Below are 16,757 nucleotides of genomic sequence, written 5' to 3'. Positions count from 1 at the left end.
CCTCGGTGTGCGATCAGCTGAAGGACCGCAGCTGCGGGACCTGGAAGTACGGGTCGGGGACGCCGTCGACGGTCACGTCGCCGGCGGTCGCGAAGTACGCGGTGCGAAGGCTCCACGGCACGAACCAGGCGTTGTCGACGACGTACCGGTTGATGTCCTGGGTGAGCTCGGCCAGCTCGTCGCCCTGCGCCGCCTGCGCGGCGTCGGTCAACGCGGTGAGCTCGGCGGTCTGCGTGTCGAGCACGTTCCACGTCGCCGTCGGGCTGATGGACTGCCCCACGTTCCACAACGGCGACGACAGCGGCATCGCGATGTAGGTCATGGCGAACCGCCCGCTGAGGATCTCGGGAATGGCGGAGGCCGCGGCGAGCGGCGTCTCCGTGACCGTGATGCCGATCTGGGCGAGCTGCTGCGTGATCAGCGGATTGGCCTGATCCGTCTGCGGCGAGCGCGACGGGATCTCGATGTCGAAGCCGTCCGCGTACCCGGCTTCGGCCAGCAGGCTCCTGGCGCCCTCGATGTCGTACGCATAGGTGTCGTCGAGCTCCGCCAGGTACGCGTCCGAGTCCGGGCCGAACATCTGGGCGGTGGGCTGGGCGCGGCCCTGGAAGAGCCCGGTCGCGATGGCCTCGCGATCGAACACCATGTTCATCGCCCGCCGGACGCGCGCGTCCGCGAGCGCGGGCACGATCGCGCCGTCCCGGTCGAAGACGACGATCCCGTTCGTGGCGTCGGTCCACTCGAGCACTTCGAGCCGGGAGGCCTCGGCCTCGGCGACCGTCTCGCCCGCGATCATGGCTCCGTCCACCTGCCCCGTCTTGAGCGCGTTGAGGCGTGCGGTCGCGTCGGGCATCACCGTGATGACGAGCGACTCGTACGGGTACGCGTCGGCGTTCCAGTAGTCCGCCCGCTTGGTGAACGTGAGCACGGATCCGCTCGTCGAGGCCGCGGCGTCGAAGGCGTAGGGGCCGGAGCTCACGGGCACGGAGTCGACGTCGGCGGACGCGATGGCCTCGGGCGAGGCGATGATGCCGGGGCTGAGGCACATGTACGTCGCCAGCAGCCCGCGGGGCTCCGGGGAGGTGATGACGACGGTGCGCTCGTCGGGGGCGTCCACCGTCAGCCCGGCGACGCGGACCGCGTCGGACCCGCCGCCGTTCTGCATGTGCTCGATCGAGGCCGTGACGGCCGCCGCATCCACCGGCGCGCCGTCCTCGAAGGTCATCCCGTCGCGCAGCGTGAGCGACAGCGTCGTGTTGTCGTCGGCGAGCTCGAAGTCCTCGGCCGCGCCAGGGCCGACGGTGCCGTCCTCGTTGCAGGTGAGGAGCGTGTCGTAGACGGCCGTCCACTGCCAGGTCCCGTCGAACGCGCTCGTCTGGAGCGCCGGGTCCCACGACGCGGGCGGGGTCGCCGCGGCGAGCGTGAGCACCGAGTAGTCCTTCTCCTCGGGGTCGGTCGTCTCCGTGGCTGCGCTGCAGGCCGGGAGGGACAGGGCGGCTATGGCCGCGGCTGCGGTGGCGAGTGTCAGGCGGCCGATCGGCCGCCGTGCGTCGGCTCTCATCGATACTCCTTCGTAGTCGAGTTGCCGCCGGGGCGTTCGGGGTGCAGTTCGTGATCGCCCGGCGGTGGACAACGCTAGTCCCTTTCCACTTAATCGTGCAAGTGTCGATTGATCCGCGTTCGATCCGACGGGGTGCGATCGCGGCCGGGGGCGACGGGGCGGATGCGTGCGCGTACCGGTCCGACATACTGAGAGCGTGAGCCCCGAGCAGGATCGGCATGTGCGTCGACGCGTCACCGCCGCCGACGTCGCCCGGTTGAGCGGGGTCTCGCGGGCGACCGTCAGCTACGTCCTGAACGACGTGCCGGGCCAGACCATCCCCGCGGCGACGCGCGAGCGGGTGCGGGATGCGGCGGCGCGGCTCGCCTATGTGCCGAGTGCCGCGGCCGCCTCTCTGCGCAGAGGTCATTCGCGGATCGTGGTCGTCGTCACGGAGCGGGCGCTCTCGGGCTTCGTGACGGAGCCCTTCCTTCGCGCCATCTCGGACCGGCTGGCCGAGGAGGGACTCGTGCCGGTGACGCATCAGCACGTGAGCGACGACGCGCTTCATGCCCTGCTCGACGAGATCCGGCCCTATGGGGTCATCGCGCTCACGGCGCTGAGCGAGCAGGCGACGGAGCGGATCGTCTCCTCAGGCGTGCCGCACGTGTACTCGTCCGCCCACGGCGATCCCTCCTTCCCGCGGCCGTGGGAGGAGGAGATCGGGCAGCTCCAGGCCGAGCACCTCATCGCACGTGGAGCGCAGCGGCTGATCTACGCGGGGCCGACCGTGGAGAACCCGCGCGCGGTCATGGCCCGTTCACGGGAGATCGGCGCGGCGCGTGCGTGCACGACTGCAGGGTTGCCGCTGCCGAGACAGGTCGATGTGCCTCACGATCGCGGGCGGGCCGTCGCGGCGCTGGCGCCCCTCATCGAGCGCGGCGGAGGCGTCGGCATCTGCGCCTTCGACGACGAGGTCGCCGTGGTCGTCCTCGCGGTCGCCGAGCAGCTGGGTCTTTCCGTGCCCGGCGATGTCGGAGTGATCGGCGTCGACAACGCCCCGTTCGGTGCATTCCTCGCCCCGCCGCTGACGACCGTCTCGATCGATGCGGCGGGCAGCGGTCGCTCGGTCGTGGCGCGTTTCCTCGGCGACAGCGTGTCCGCCGGGGCCGATGCGTCTTCGCGCACGTACGTGATCCATCGTTCCAGCACGTGATCCCGGCGCCGGTCCTCCCGGCTCGCTCAGGGACCGAGAGCGGAGACCTTCGGGTCAGACGAGCGCTGCCACGCTCGCGTATCCGTCCGGGACGACCGCGGGATCGGGTGCGGGGGAGTCGAACACGCGGGTGGGCCGCTCGTGCTCCGACCATCGCTCCCACGAGACGACGCCGTCGCGCACCAGACCCACGGCGGTGCGGTGCATGGCCACGGCGAGGTCGCGGGGCGGTGAGTCCCCCGCGATCTCCGGCACCCCCGCCGCGTCGAGCCCGTCGAACCAGAAGGGCACGTCCAGACAGTGGCAGGCCCACCCGATCACGGGGGAGCGCCAGCCGAACCGATACACCCACGTGGGGGCGGGTGCCCCGGCCCGGGCGGTGGCGACGCGCGCCACCAGCGCACGGAACACCCGATCCGTGACGTATCGGCCGAGCAGCGCGGGCGTTCCCGCGCGGCGCGGGCCGGTGTTCGTGCGCAGGTAGTCGCGACGGACGGATGCGGCGACCCCCACGGCGCGCAGGGCGAGGCCGGCGGGCACGAACCGGAGCGTCCGCCTTATCCGCGCGGCGACCATCGTGAACTCGTCGTCGGCGGCGCCGATCAGGAGCGGCTTGTCCGCGCCGACGCCCGCGCCGAGCGCCTCGACGGTGGGGCGGGTCAGCAGCTCTCTGTCGATCATCGGCGCCCAGGCGATGCCCGCGAGCATCTCGCGCACGGTGACGAGCCGGTCCCGTGCCGGCGCGTATGCGGCCCGCTCCTGCAGATCGTGGAGTGTCTGCTCCGCGACCGAGGCGAGACCCGGCCGGTCCGCCCGGACCCCGGCGAGCGCGGCCAGACGCTCGGATCGGGCCCGGGCGTCGGCGCGGGGGACGTCGCCGAGCGCGCCGGAGACGGACCATGCGGCGCGGAAGAGATGCTGCGCGGCGGGCATCCCGAGGAGGGTGAGCACGGCGCCTCCGCCCGCGGACTGCCCGCCGATCGTGACCCGGTCGGGGTCCCCGCCGAACGCGGCGATGTTCTCCCGCACCCATTCGAGCCCGGCGATCCAGTCGCGCACGCCGCGGTTGCTCGGCGCCCCCTCGATGTCGCCGAAGCCGTCGAATCCCAGCCGGTACGACAGGGCGACCAGGACGATCCCGTCGCGGGCGAACGTGGACCCGTCGTACCACGGGCTCGACGGCGTTCCCGAGACGAACCCGCCGCCGTGGATCCAGACCAGCACGGGCCGGCGCGCCGACGGATCGGCCTCGGGGGTGAAGACGTTGACGTTCAGGGTCGAGTCGCCCGGCACGGACGGCTCGGGGATGAGGGTGAAGCCGGTGTCGCCGCGCTGCGCGGTGGCGCCGTACGCGGTCGCATCGCGAACGCCCTCCCAGGGCTCCATCGGCGCCGGTCCCGCGAAGCGCAGGTCGCCGACCGGCGGCTGCGCGAACGGGATGCCGAGGAACGCGGCGGAACCCGCTCGCCGGATGCCTCGCACGAGTCCGGCGGTGGTGCGGACGACCGGCGCGTCCGACGCGCTCCCAGTGTGGTCCGTCATGCGCGGGGGCTCTTCGGGGTCGCGGGAACGAGCGTGGCCAGGAAGGTCCCGACGATGTCGGCGACGTCGACCGTCGGGTCGAGCAGCCACTGCAGCTGCGCGCCGTCCCAGACGGACTGGAGGATACGGGCGATGGCCTGCGCGGGGACGCGGGCGGTCACGGCACCGGCCGTCTGCGCGCGCGTGAACGCCGCGGCGAAGCCGGCGCGGAACGCGGCGCCTCGCTCGAGGAAGTAGGCGTGCGCCGGATGCCGGGGGTCGGCCGCATCCGTCGACATCTGCGTGAACAGCTGGACGAGTCCCGGCACCTCGGCGTTGTGGCGGATGATGCGGAGGTAGCCGGCCGTGAGCGTCTCGAGGTCCGGGGAGGTCTCCTGCGGCGCGCCGAAGGCCGTGAGGTCGACCTGGTCTCGGGTGCGGAGGATCTCGACGAAGAGCTCCTCCTTGCTGTCGAAGTAGTGGAGCAGGCCCGCCTGGCTGAGGCCGACCGCGTCTGCGAGCTCGCGCACGGACGCGCCGTGGAAGCCTTGGCGGGCGATGACGTCGAGCGCCGCGTGGAGGATCTCCTCCCGCTTCGCGACGCCCTTGGCGTAGGAGCCTCGTCGAGCCATGGAACGAGGATATGCCGAACGGTGCTTGCCGTTGAAAACCGAGCAACATAAGGTTTTTCACGGGGCGGCGATGCCCCGCCACGCACTCGAAGGAGCGACGCCCGATGACGGATCCCATCCCCACGCCCGCAGATCTGACCCTCGAGGAGAAGGCCGCGCTCACCAGCGGCGCGGACTTCTGGACGACGAAGCCCGTCGAGCGGGTGGGAGTCCCGGCGGTCATGATGACGGACGGCCCGCACGGCCTGCGCAAGCAGGCGGGTGCGAGCGACCATCTCGGCATCGCGACGAGCGTGCCCGCCACCTGCTTCCCGCCTGCCGTGGCCCTCGGGTCGTCGTTCGATCCCGAGCTGGCGGAGCGCGTCGGCGCGGCCCTCGGCGTCGAGTCGGCGATCGAGGACGTGGCGGTCATCCTCGGCCCGGGCGTGAACATCAAGCGCTCGCCGCTGTGCGGCCGCAACTTCGAGTACTTCTCCGAGGACCCCGTGGTCGCAGGGGTGCTCGGAGCGGGGCTCGTGCGCGGCATCCAGTCACGGGGCGTGGGGGCCTCGCTCAAGCACTTCGCCGCGAACAACCAGGAGACCGACCGGCTCCGGGTCTCGAGCGACGTCGACCCGCGACCGCTCCGCGAGATCTATCTGCGCGGCTTCCAGCGCGTCGTCGAGGACGCGCAGCCCTGGACGGTCATGTGCGCCTACAACCGCATCAACGGCGTCTACGCCTCGGAGGACCCGTGGCTGCTGACGTCGGTGCTGCGCGAGGAATGGGGCTTCGAGGGCCTCGTCGTGTCGGACTGGGGCGCGGTGAACGACCGCGTCGCGGGTCTTCCCGCCGGTCTCGACCTCGAGATGCCCTCGAGCGGCGGGCGGACGGATGCGCAGCTGGTCGCGGCGGTGCGCGAGGGCTCCCTGGACGAGGCCGCGCTGGACGCCGCCGCCGCCCGCGTGCTCGATCTCGTGCGCAAGTCGCAGGCGCGCGACGGGGTGGACGGGCCTCTCGACGTCGACGCGCACCACGCGCTCGCGCACGAGGCCGCGACCCGTTCGATCGTGCTGCTGAAGAACGACGCGGCCACGCTGCCGCTCGCCCGTGACGTGCGCATCGCCGTGGTCGGCGCCTTCGCCGAGGCTCCCCGGTACCAGGGGGCCGGGTCGTCGCTCATCAACCCGACGCGCCTCGATGCGGCGCTGGACGCCATCCGCGCGCTCGCCGCCGGCGACGTCGCCTACGCCCCGGGGTTCACGCTGGACGGATCGGGGGATGCGGCGGCTCTGCGTGCGGAGGCCGTCGCGGTCGCCTCCGAGGCCGAGACCACCGTGGTGTTCCTGGGGCTGCCCGCCGCGGAGGAGTCCGAGGGGTTCGATCGCGCGCACATCGATCTGCCGGGCGAGCAGATCGAGCTGCTGGACGCGCTTCTGGCCGCAGGGGCGAACGTCGTCGTCGTGCTCTCGAACGGAGGCGTCGTGGCGCTGCCGTTCGCCGACCGCGTGCCGGCGATCGTCGAGGGCTGGCTGCTCGGCCAGGCCGGGGGCGGCGCGACCGCCGACGTGCTCTTCGGCGTCGTCAACCCGTCGGGCAAGCTCACCGAGACGATCCCGCTACGGCTCGAGGACTCGCCCTCGTTCGGTTTCTTCCCGGGCGAGTTCGGCCATGTGCGCTATGGCGAGGGCCTGCTCGTCGGCTACCGGGGGTTCGATGCGAAGAAGACCCCGGTCGCCTTCCCGTTCGGGCACGGGCTCTCCTACACCACGTTCGGGTACGGGGCCGCGTCCGCATCCGTGTCGGCATCCGGCGACGTGGTCGTGACGGTGCCGGTGACCAACACCGGTCGCGTCCCCGGCCGCGAGATCGTGCAGGTCTACTCATCGCTCGAGCGCTCGGTCGTCCTCCGCGCGCCGCGCGAGCTGAAGGCGTTCGCCTCGGTCGAGCTCGATCCGGGCGAGACCCGCGAGGTCGCGCTCGTGGTGCGCCGCGCCGACCTCGCGTACTGGGACGTGCGCGTCGACGCCTGGGTCGTCGAGGGCGGCGACTACACGGTCGAGGTCGCCGCCTCGAGCCGCGACATCCGCGCGACGGCGACCGTGGCCGTCTCCGGCGACGAGGTGCGTGTCCCGCTCACCCCCGACTCGTCGATCGGCGACCTGCTCGAGAACCCCGTGACCGCACCGGACATCCGCGAGGCGGTCGAGCCGATGTTCGGCGACGACGAGGGGATGCTGAAGATGATGGCCTCCTTCCCGATCGGGCGCCTCGCCGGGTTCCCGAACGCGCCGATCACCCCCGAGCGGATCGAGGAGCTGCTGGCCGCGGGCAACGCCGCATCCTGAGCTGCTGCCCCGCGCCCCGCGCTCCGCGAGAGCGCCGGGGCGCGGGGCGCGGCGCTCAGTCGCGTGCCGCGCCCGCCGAGGGGGTCACGCTGAACACGTGCGGCGCGGCGAAGCCGGCGGCGGCGAACGCGGTCTCGACGGACGCGGCAACGCGCTCCCGGCGCGCGCGATCCACCAGCGCGATCGCGGCTCCGCCGAACCCGCCGCCGGTCATGCGGGCGCCGACGGCCCCCGCCTCCAGCGCGGCCTCGACCGCGACGTCGAGCTCGGGCACCGAGATCTCGAAGTCGTCGCGCATCGACGCGTGCGAGGCGACGAGCAGACCGCCGATCGCGCGCGGACCCGACTCGCGGAGCGTCTGCACGGTGTCGAGCACGCGCTGGTTCTCGGTCACGATGTGCCGCACGCGGCGGAACGTGACGTCATCCAGCCTCTGTTCGGCGGCGGCGAGGTCCGCGATCGAGAGATCGCGCAGCGCCGGCACGCCCATGACCTCGGCTCCGCGCTCGCACGAGGCACGGCGATCGCGGTAGCCGCCGGTCGAGTGCGCGTGCGTCACGCCGGTGTCGAGCACGAGCAGCTCGAGGTCCGCGGCGGCGAAGCCCACGTCGACGACGGTGGCGTCGAGCGTCCGGCAGTCGAGGAAGATCGCGGCGTCGGATCGTCCCAGCATCGACGCCATCTGGTCCATGATCCCGGTCGGGGCGCCCACCGCCTCGTTCTCGGCGGTGCGGCCGACGCGGGCCAGTGCGACCCGATCGAGGCCCAGGCCCCAGGCGTCGTTCAGCGCGACCGCGGTCGCGCTCTCGATCGCGGCGGACGACGACAGGCCGGCGCCCACCGGCACGTTCGAGGCGATCGCGATGTCGACGCCGGGCACCGTGCGGGCCGCTCGGCCCGCCGCCCGCAGCAGCGCCCAGGCGACGCCGAGCGGATACGCCGACCACGTCGGCACGTTCTCGCGCCCTCCGGGGAAGAGCTCGTCGAGCTCGTCGAGCGGAACCTCCACCGGCGCCTCGTCGAACGTCGAGACCACCCGGATGCGGCCGTCCGCACGTGTGCCGAGCTGCACGTGCGTGCGGTGCGGGATGGCGAACGGCAGCACGAAGCCGTCGTTGTAGTCGGTGTGCTCGCCGATGAGGTTCACCCGCCCGGGCGCCGACCATCGGCCGGCGGGCTCGTGGCCGACTTCGAGGAGGAAGAGGTCGCGGACGGCGGAGGCCGCATCCGTTCCGGTCACAGGGGGAGTTCCTTCGACGGTCACAGCTGCACTCCTTCGACGGCGTGGCGGATGCGGGCCGCCGCGGTCTCGGGCGGCACGTCGCCGATCCAGGCGCCCATGGCCGACTCGGAGCCGGCGAGGAACTTGAGCTTGTCCGCCGCGCGGCGGGGGGAGGTGAGCTCGAGGCGCAGGCGCGCGCCGTCGCGGCCCCTGCGCACGGGCGCCTGGTGCCACGCGGCGATGTAGGGCGTGGGTGTGGCCACGCCCCCCGAGGCTCCGCGCGACGCGTCGGCGTCGTAGAGCGCGTCGATCCCGCGCAGCAGACGCAGGTACAGCGGCGCGAGCTCGTCGCGTTCCGCATCCGTCGTCTCGGCGAGATCGGCGACGTGGCGGTGCGGCACGAGGTGGACCTCGATCGGCCAGCGCGCGGCGAACGGCACGAACGCCGTCCAGCGCTCGCCGGTGAGGACGACGCGCTCGCTCGCGGACTCGAACGCGAGGATGCGGTCGAAGAGGTCCGGGCCCGTGCGCTCGAGCGCGTCCAGGAGGCGATGGGTGCGGGGCGTGATGTACGGGTACGCGTAGATCTGACCGTGCGGGTGCGGCAGGGTGACGCCGATCTCCTGCCCGCGGTTCTCGAACGGGAAGACCTGCTCGATCCCGGGCAGGGCCGACAGGGCGGCGGTGCGGTCGGCCCACGCCTCGATCACGGTGCGGGCGCGGGTGACGGTCTGCGTGCCGAAGGAGCCGGCGTGCTCGGGACTGAAGCAGACGACCTCGGTGCGGCCGACCGAGGTGCGGGTGCGGCCGAGGCCGTACGCGACGAGGTCGTCGAGCCCGCGCGGGGGATCGGCGGCGGCCGGCGCGTCGCCGGTGGCGGTCGCGAGGGCCGGTCCGAAGGACGGCGACCTGTTCTCGAAGACCGCGACGTCATAGCGCGAGGGGATCTCGGACGGATTCGTCGGCGTCTGCGGCGACAGCGGGTCGAGCTCGGCGGGGGGCAGGAACGCCCGGTTCTGCCGGTTCGCGGCGACGGAGATCCAGTCGCCGGTGAGTACGTCGAACCGCATCGTCGCGGTCTCGGGCCGCGGCGCCAGTGCGCGCGCGTCGACACCGCGCTCGGGGCCGAGGGCGGTGTCCGGATCGTCGAAGTAGATCAGCTCGCGGCCGTCGGCCAGGCGGGTGGGGCGTTTGACGACGCCGGCGCCGAGTGCGATGGCTGCCTGCTCGGGTATGTTCACGATAACACGCTACCTTCCAGCCGTGGTATCGTCAACACACCCGAGAGAGGAATCCCATGCAGCGCGTCTCCATGGCCGATGTCGCTGCCCGCGCGGGGGTGTCGGCACAGACCGTCTCGCGGGTCGTGAACGCCAGTCCGCGCGTCGATCCCGCCACGCGCGCCCGCGTCGAGGAGGCGATGTCGGCGCTCGGCTATCGCATGCATCGTGCGGCGCAGGCGCTGCGCACCGGCCGCACCCGCACGATCGGCCTGGTCGTCTCGACGCTGGCCTCGGTCGGCAACTCCCGGATGCTGCAGGCGATCGCCGAGGCGGCCTCCGCGCGCGACTATGTCCTGACGATCGTGACGGTGGCCGGCTCGAAGGACATCGGCGACGTGTTCGCACGGCTGCGGGATCAGGGCGTCGACGGCGCGATCGTGCTGAACGAGGCGACGACGCTCGCCCGCGACAGCGTGCCGCCCGCGGGGCTGCGGCTCGTGGTCGTGGACTCGCCGTCCGACGACCGGTTCGCGATCGTGCAGACCGATCACGCCGCGGGCGCCCGTGCCGCCGTCGCGCATCTCCTCTCGCGCGGGCGTTCGACGGTGCATCACCTCGCAGGCCCCGCGGAGTCGTTCGCGGCCGCCGAGCGGGAACGGGGATGGCGCGAGGCTCTTGCCGACGCGGGTGTTGCGGCACCGCGGCCGGTGCGCGGCGACTGGACCTCGCGTGCGGGGCATACGGCGGGCGAGGCGCTGGCCGCCGCATCCGCCGTCTTCGTCGCGAACGACCAGATGGCGCTCGGGCTGCTGCGCGCGCTCGCGGACGCCGGGCGCCGCGTGCCCGAGGACGTCGCGGTCGTGGGCTTCGACGACGTGGTGGATGCGGCGGAGTACCGGCCGCCCCTCACCACGGTGCGGCAGGACTTCGACGCCCTCGGAGCCCGCGCCGTCGAGGCGCTGGTGGCGATGATCGAGCGCGATGCCCCGCCGGCGGCGGTCACCGTGCCCGCCTCGCTCGTGGTGCGCGCCAGCGCCTGAGCCGGCCGGCATCCCGGCCGCGGGCGCACAACTCCTCCGATCTCGGCTTTCAGAGACGCGTCACGGGTGCGACGGGCGGTCGTGGAGGAGTTGCGCTCCGGCGTGCACACCGACGAGGGCCAGGCGACGGACCGCGACCGCGGGCCACCGAGCCGAGCCGGCCGTCGTTCGCGTGCCTGCCGCAGTCAGGCGCGCCGCCGCGCCTCCCAGCCCGAGCGCACCATCTCGTCGACGGAGTGTCGGTTGGCCCACTCGAGGTCGCGCGCGGCCAGCTCGCCGGTCGCGACGATGCGGTCGGGGTCGCCCGGGCGACGCGGGCCGATCTCGGGGGTGAAGTCGATGCCGGTGACGCGCGCGACGGCGTCCATGATCTCCCGCACCGACAGGCCGTTCTGGGAGCCGAGATTGTACGCCGGCTCCACCGGCTCGCCCGCGGCGAGGCGGCGGGCGGCGACCGCGTGGGCGGCGGCGATGTCGGCGACGTGCACGTAGTCGCGCACGTTCGTGCCATCCGCGGTGTCGTAGTCGTCGCCGTTGATCCGCGGGGTCTCGCCCGCGATCAGCTTCTCGAAGACGATCGGGAACAGGTTGTGCGGGCTCGTGTCGTAGACGACCGGGTCGCCCGAGCCGACCACGTTGAAGTAGCGCAGCGACGTGTGCCGGAGCGCCTGCGGCGACCCGACGGTGGCGACGGCCTGATCGCGGATGAGCCACTCGCCGATCAGCTTCGACTCGCCGTAGGGCGACGCGGGGCGCTTGGGCAGATCCTCGGTCACGAGCGGCACGTCGGGCGTGCCGTAGACGGCGGCGCTCGAGGAGAAGACGAGCTTGTCGACGCCCGTCTCGGCCATGGCGGCGAGCACGATGCGGGTGCCCTCGACGTTCTGCTCGTAGGTGTGCAGCGGACGCTGCACCGAGACGCCCGCGTACTTGTATCCGGCGACGTGGATGACGCCTTCGACGTCGTGCTCGAGGAGAGCGCGCTCGAGGAGAGCGCGCTCCAGGATGCTCCCGCGGACGAACGGCACGCCCGCGGGAACGAAGCCCTCGTGGCCGCTGGAGAGGTCGTCGATCACGACGGGCGGCAGTCCCGCATCCGCGAGCGCGCGCACGACGTGCGCTCCGATGTATCCGGCGCCTCCGGTTACAAGCCAGGACATGTCTCTCCTTCACCGGCCGGGCGTCCCCCGGTCCTCGTCCCCGTCATTCTCCCGCACCCCCGCGATCGCGTCCGACGCTGAGCGCGCGCTCACTCCTCGAGGTGGCCGAGGCGGGCTGCGGGCACGAAGCGCGCGACCGGCTCGGCGACCTGCTCGAGCTCGACGAGCACGAGCGCGTTCCCGCCGGCGCGGGTCACGGGCGCAGGCACGAAGAGCGTGCGCTGCGGGCCGTTGACCCAGTACCGGCCGAGCAGGAACCCGTTGACGAACGCGAACCCCTTGCCGAGCGGCGCGGTGTCGAGGAACAGGTCGGCGGGCTCGTCGAGCGTGAACGCGGCGCGAAGGCCGGTGCGTCCGGCGCTGGGCCGGGCGTCGGATGCGGCGACCGCCGCGCGCACGTCGTCCAGATCGATCGGCGTCGCGCGCCAGCCGGTGACCGGCGCGCCACCGAGCGTGACCGTGCCGATCAGCCCCTTCTTCTCGCCGAGGCGCACGTCGTAGTTGACGCGGCCCTGATCCTCGACCAGCACCGTGAGGGTCTCGCCGCGCGGCACCGGGACCGCGCGTTCGTGGAGCGCCCGCGACAGTCGCCCGACGGGTCGACCGTCGACCAGCACCCAGGCGAGGTCGCGCACCTCCTCGAGCACGAGCGGTGCCGCATCGGCGCCGCCGAACGCACTCGGATCGATGGCGGCGTCGTACCGCACGAGGGCGCCGAGATGGCCGAGATCCTCGAATGTGGGCGGCATCGACCGCGAGGCGGCATCCCGTGGAATCCCGCGGTCGGAGTCTGGGGAAGGAAGCCAGTCGCCGGTGGCGACGAGCGGCACCTCGAAGGCGGGCGCGGGCGCGGCGACCGCGGGCATCTCGCGCGGTACGGGCGCGTACCTGGCGATGACCTCGCGGAACGCGTGGTACTTCGCGGTGGGATCTCCGGCCTCGTCGAGCGGGGCGTCGTAGTCGTACGACGTGATCAGCGGTGCGTACCGGCCCTTGTCGTTCGCGCCGTTCGTCAGCCCGAAGTTCGTGCCGCCGTGCACCATGTAGAGGTTCACCGACGCGCCCGCGGCGAGCAGGGCGTCGAGCTCGGCGGCGGATGCGGCGGCATCCGTCGTGTGGTGCACCCCGCCCCACCAGTCGAACCAGCCGTCCCAGAACTCCGAGCACATGAGAGGGCCGGTGGGCTGGAACTCGCGCAGCGTCGCGAGCCGCTCGATCGCGCGCGAGCCGAAGGATCCCGTCACGTGCAGTCCCGGCAGGCCGCCGTCGCGCAGCATCCGCGGCGTCGGCTGGTCGACGGTCGTGAGCGGCACGGTGACCCCGGCCTCGCGGGTCGCGCGGGTGAGCTCGGTGAGGTACTCCTTGTCGGCGCCGTACGCACCGTACTCGTTCTCGATCTGCACCAGCACGACGTTGCCGCCGCGGTCGATCTGTCGCGGCACGACGATCTCGTAGACGTTCCGGAGGTAGCGGGTGACCTCGGCGAGGTAGGTCGGCTCAGAGGTGCGGAGCACGGCGCCTTCGAGCCCCGTGAGCCAGACCGGCAGCCCTCCGTTGTGCCACTCGGCGCAGATGTACGGACCGGGGCGCACGATGGCGTGCATGCCCTCGGCGGCGACGAGATCGAGGAAGCGGCCGAGGTCGTTCCAACCGGTGGCGTCCCATTCGCCGCGCACCGGCTCGTGGGCGTTCCAGGCGACGTACGTCTCGATCGTGTTGAGGCCGAGCAGGCGGGCCTTGCGGATGCGGTCGGCCCAGTGCTCGGGATGCACGCGGAAGTAGTGCAGCGCGCCCGAGATGATGCGGTGCGGCCGGCCGTCGAGCAGGAAGTCGGTCTCGCCGATGGTGAAGGTGGTCACAGTCGTTCCGTTGTCCGAGGGATGGTGGGTTCACGTGCGGCTGCGGGCGAGACGGATGCTCGCCCACGACACGGCGGGCAGGTCGAAGACCAGGTCGTCGTCCTCCTCGCGCACCTCGAGCGGGCGTGAGGCGACGGCGGAGGAGTAGGCGGTGTTGGTGGCGTGCCGATCGCCGTCGGCGGGGGCCGCGAGCAGCTCGGCGCCCAGCGGACGCAGCCCCGCCGCCGGGACGCGGACGCGCACGGCGCCGTCCAGGCCGCGGTTCACGGCGAACAGGGCGACGGTGTCGCCGTCGGACGTCGCCACGGCGTCGATGCGGGGGACCTCGCCGTACCGGGAGGTCGCCACGAGGTCCGTCTCGACCTCGGGGCGGATCACGCGGCCGCGGGCGAGGCGGGCGGCGTCGCGGAACGGGAAGAAGGTCGGCTGGCGCCAGGCCGCGCCACCCGGCTCGCAGCGGATGGGGGCGATCACGTTCACGAGCTGCGCGAGGTTGGCCATGCTCACCCGGTCCGCGTGACGGATGAGGGAGATGAGCAGCGACCCGACGACGACCGCATCCGTCACGGTGTACCGGTCCTCGATGAGGCGCGGCGCCTCCGGCCAGCCGCCCGAGAGGACACCGTCCTTGTCGACGTCGTTCCAGCGGGTCTGGTTCCAGACGTTCCACTCGTCGACGCTGATGCCGATCGGGGCGGTGATGCCGCGCTCGGCACGGATCTCGTCGATGATCGCCGCGACGTCCTCGATGTAGCCGTCGAGATGCACGTTCGAGGCGAGGAAGCTGGCGGCGTCTCCATCCTGCTCCTCGTAGTAGGCGTGCACCGAGATGTGGTCGACGAGTCCTGCGGTGTGCCGCAGAACCGTGCGCTCCCACTCGCCGAACGTGGACATCTCGCGGTTGGAGCTTCCGGCGGCGACGAGCTCGAGCGAGGGATCGTGGAAGCGCATGAGCCGGGCCGTCTCGGCGGCGAGGCGACCGTACTCGTCGGCCGTCTTGTGCCCGATCTGCCAGGGCCCGTCCATCTCGTTGCCGAGGCACCAGATGCGGATGCCGAACGGCTCGTCCCGTCCGTTCGCCCGGCGCTGCTCGCTCCGGGCGGTGCCGCCCGGATGGTTCGCATACTCGAGCAGGTCCGCCGCCTCGGCGGCGCCGCGCGTGCCGAGGTTCACGGCCTCGATGAGCTCGAGACCGGCGCGCTCCGCCCACGCGGCGAGCTCGTGGAGTCCCACCCGGTTCGACTCGGTGCTGTGCCAGGCGGCGTCCAGGCGCACGGGTCGTTCGTCGACGGGGCCGACGCCGTCCTCCCAGCGGTAGCCCGAGACGAAGTTGCCGCCCGGGTAGCGCACGACCGTCGCCCCGAGCTCGCGGACGAGCTGCAGCACGTCCTCCCGGAAGCCCGCCGCATCCGCCGTCGGGTGCGCCGGCTCGTGGATCCCGCCGTAGACGCACCGTCCCATGTGCTCGACGAACGTGCCGAACAGTCGCGGGGAGACCTCGGCACCGGCCGAGGCGAGGTCGAGCGCGATGCGGGTCGTGCGGGGCATGGTTTCCTCCGGGATGAGAGCGGGGGCGGATCGACCGGCGATCCGCCCCCGTGGTGATGCGCTTTACTCGTCGACCGAGAAGCCCTGGTCGTTGCCGTACTGGACGAGCTGCTCCTGCCAGGTGGCGAGTCCCTCGTTCAGGTCGCCCTGCGAGGCGTAGGACTGTCCGACCGTGTCGCCGAAGATGCTGTTCGCGTACACCTGGAACGGCAGGTACTGCCATCCCTCGCGCACGTCCGCGGCGGCCTGGACGAGCACCTCGTTGATCTTCTGACCGCCGAAGTACTCCGACTCGTAGCCGAGGAACTCGTCGGACTCGAGCTGGGCGGTGGTCGAGGGGAATCCGCCGCTCTCAGCGAAGATCGTGAGGCTCTCCTCGTCGTTGTTCAGCCACTCGAGGAACGCCGCGGCGAGCGCCGGGTTCTCGCTCTGCCGGGTCACCGCCTGGCCGCCGCCCCCGTTCTCCGCCGAGACGGGCGTGCCGTCGTAGGTCGGGATGGGGGCGATGCGCCAGTCGCCGGAGGCGTCGGGCACCGACGACTCGAGGTTGCCGGGCATCCAGGCGCCGATCACGAGGGTCGCGATCGATCCGTCGCCGAGTCCCTGGAACCACTCGTCGCTCCAGCTGGAGGCGTCCGAGAGCAGGTCTTCCTCGACGAGCCGGTTCCAGGTGTCGGCCCACAGCCGCGAGCCCTCGTCGGCGAGGTCGATCGTGACCTGCGTGCCGTCGACGGCGAACGGCTGGCCGCCGGCCTGCCAGATCATGCTCGTCGCGAAGCCGGCGTCGCCGGTGTCGTTCGTGATCCTCTTGGTGGGATCCGCCGCGGTCAGCTGCTGCGCGGTGGCGATGTACTCGTCCCAGGTGGTGGGGACGGTGAGACCGTACTGGTCGAACACGGCCTTGTTGTAGAACATGGCCATGGGGCCGGAGTCCTGCGGCAGGCCGTAGATCCTGCCGTCGAAGTCGACCGAGTTCCAGGTCGAGGCCGTGTAGTCGTCCTCGAGATCGCCGAAACCGTACGGGGCGAGGTCGAGCAGACCCTCGGTCAGGGCGAACTGCGGGAAGGCGTAGTACTCGATCTGCACGACGTCGGGCGCGCCCGAGCCCGCCTTGATGGCGTTCTGCAGCTTCGTGTACTCCTCGGTGTTGGTGCCCGCGTTGACCACGTTCACCGTGACGTTCGGGTACCTGGCCTCGAATGCCGCGGCCTGGTCCTCGGCCGAGGGGGTCCACGACCAGTACGTGATCTCGCCGCCGGCCTCGAGCGCCGCGTCGAGGTCGTCCGGGGTGCCGCCGCCGGTGGCGGCGCCGCCCGACGAGCAGGCGCCCAGCGTGATGCCGGCCACGGCGCTGGCGGCCACGACGGATGCGACGCGACGCAGCGCCGATCCCTTGCGCATGGTTGTCATGGGATGTCCTTCACTTCGTTGTTGCGGATTCCGGGGCGGGACGCTCCGGGGTGGTGGTG

Annotated in this window: 12 protein-coding genes; 3 read left to right on the top strand and 9 right to left on the bottom strand. The window is 72.3% G+C overall.

Annotated features, from left to right (window positions below):
* Window positions 1-13: 13 nt before the first annotated feature.
* Window positions 14-1,561 carry an ABC transporter substrate-binding protein gene (locus GVL03_RS14615; RefSeq protein ID WP_159501737.1) on the bottom strand — a complete coding sequence of 516 codons (1,548 nt, stop codon included), beginning with the start codon at window positions 1,559-1,561 and terminating at the stop codon, window positions 14-16.
* 196 nt (window positions 1,562-1,757) lie between these two features.
* Here GVL03_RS14615 and GVL03_RS14610 point away from each other — a divergent pair, with 196 nt between their 5' ends.
* Window positions 1,758-2,756, top strand: coding sequence for a LacI family DNA-binding transcriptional regulator (locus tag GVL03_RS14610; RefSeq protein WP_159501736.1), 999 nt, complete (start codon window positions 1,758-1,760; stop codon window positions 2,754-2,756).
* A gap of 54 nt (window positions 2,757-2,810) precedes the next feature.
* Here the strand turns inward: GVL03_RS14610 and GVL03_RS14605 are convergent, their stop codons facing one another.
* Both GVL03_RS14605 and GVL03_RS14600 read right to left on the bottom strand, forming a co-directional pair.
* On the bottom strand, window positions 2,811-4,298 hold the full coding sequence (locus tag GVL03_RS14605; RefSeq protein WP_159501735.1) for a carboxylesterase/lipase family protein: 1,488 nt from the start codon (window positions 4,296-4,298) through the stop codon (window positions 2,811-2,813).
* The gene (locus tag GVL03_RS14600; RefSeq protein ID WP_159501734.1) at window positions 4,295-4,909 is read right to left on the bottom strand and encodes a TetR/AcrR family transcriptional regulator; all 615 of its coding nucleotides are present in this window, start codon (window positions 4,907-4,909) and stop codon (window positions 4,295-4,297) included. Before GVL03_RS14600 ends, GVL03_RS14605 begins: the two co-directional genes overlap by 4 nt.
* A gap of 104 nt (window positions 4,910-5,013) precedes the next feature.
* Here GVL03_RS14600 and GVL03_RS14595 point away from each other — a divergent pair, with 104 nt between their 5' ends.
* The gene (locus tag GVL03_RS14595) at window positions 5,014-7,236 is read left to right on the top strand and encodes a glycoside hydrolase family 3 C-terminal domain-containing protein (RefSeq protein WP_159501733.1); all 2,223 of its coding nucleotides are present in this window, start codon (window positions 5,014-5,016) and stop codon (window positions 7,234-7,236) included.
* A gap of 55 nt (window positions 7,237-7,291) precedes the next feature.
* Here GVL03_RS14595 and galK read toward each other — a convergent pair whose 3' ends face one another.
* Entirely contained in the window at window positions 7,292-8,500 is a 1,209-nt protein-coding gene (galK, locus tag GVL03_RS14590; protein ID WP_373683847.1) for a galactokinase, read from the bottom strand.
* Window positions 8,497-9,693: a galactose-1-phosphate uridylyltransferase gene (gene galT / locus GVL03_RS14585; RefSeq protein WP_159501754.1), complete on the bottom strand. Its 1,197-nt coding sequence runs from the start codon at window positions 9,691-9,693 to the stop codon at window positions 8,497-8,499. Before galT ends, galK begins: the two co-directional genes overlap by 4 nt.
* Before the next feature lie 62 nt (window positions 9,694-9,755).
* On the opposite strand from galT, the gene GVL03_RS14580 reads away from it, so the two are divergent.
* Window positions 9,756-10,721, top strand: a complete 966-nt coding sequence (locus GVL03_RS14580; RefSeq protein WP_235038183.1) for a LacI family DNA-binding transcriptional regulator — start codon at window positions 9,756-9,758, stop codon at window positions 10,719-10,721.
* A 185-nt stretch (window positions 10,722-10,906) separates the two neighbouring features.
* On the opposite strand, the gene galE is transcribed toward GVL03_RS14580, so the two are convergent.
* The 4 genes from galE to GVL03_RS14560 all read right to left on the bottom strand — a co-directional run bounded on the left by galE (window position 10,907) and on the right by GVL03_RS14560 (window position 16,698).
* Window positions 10,907-11,881: a UDP-glucose 4-epimerase GalE gene (galE, locus tag GVL03_RS14575; RefSeq protein WP_159501732.1), complete on the bottom strand. Its 975-nt coding sequence runs from the start codon at window positions 11,879-11,881 to the stop codon at window positions 10,907-10,909.
* Between the two features lie 89 nt (window positions 11,882-11,970).
* Window positions 11,971-13,740 (bottom strand): beta-galactosidase family protein, encoded by a 1,770-nt coding sequence (locus GVL03_RS14570; RefSeq protein WP_159501731.1) that lies wholly within the window; start codon window positions 13,738-13,740, stop codon window positions 11,971-11,973.
* Between the two features lie 30 nt (window positions 13,741-13,770).
* Complete coding sequence (locus GVL03_RS14565) at window positions 13,771-15,288, bottom strand: alpha-N-arabinofuranosidase (protein WP_159501730.1); 1,518 nt, start codon at window positions 15,286-15,288, stop codon at window positions 13,771-13,773.
* 63 nt (window positions 15,289-15,351) lie between these two features.
* Entirely contained in the window at window positions 15,352-16,698 is a 1,347-nt protein-coding gene (locus GVL03_RS14560; protein ID WP_373683846.1) for a sugar ABC transporter substrate-binding protein, read from the bottom strand.
* Window positions 16,699-16,757: the final 59 nt, after the last annotated feature.

Origin of the sequence: Microbacterium sp. 18062, assembly GCF_902706225.1 — a bacterium.
Classification (GTDB): Bacteria; Actinomycetota; Actinomycetes; order Actinomycetales; family Microbacteriaceae; genus Microbacterium.
This window is presented reverse-complemented; position numbering and strand designations above follow the sequence as displayed.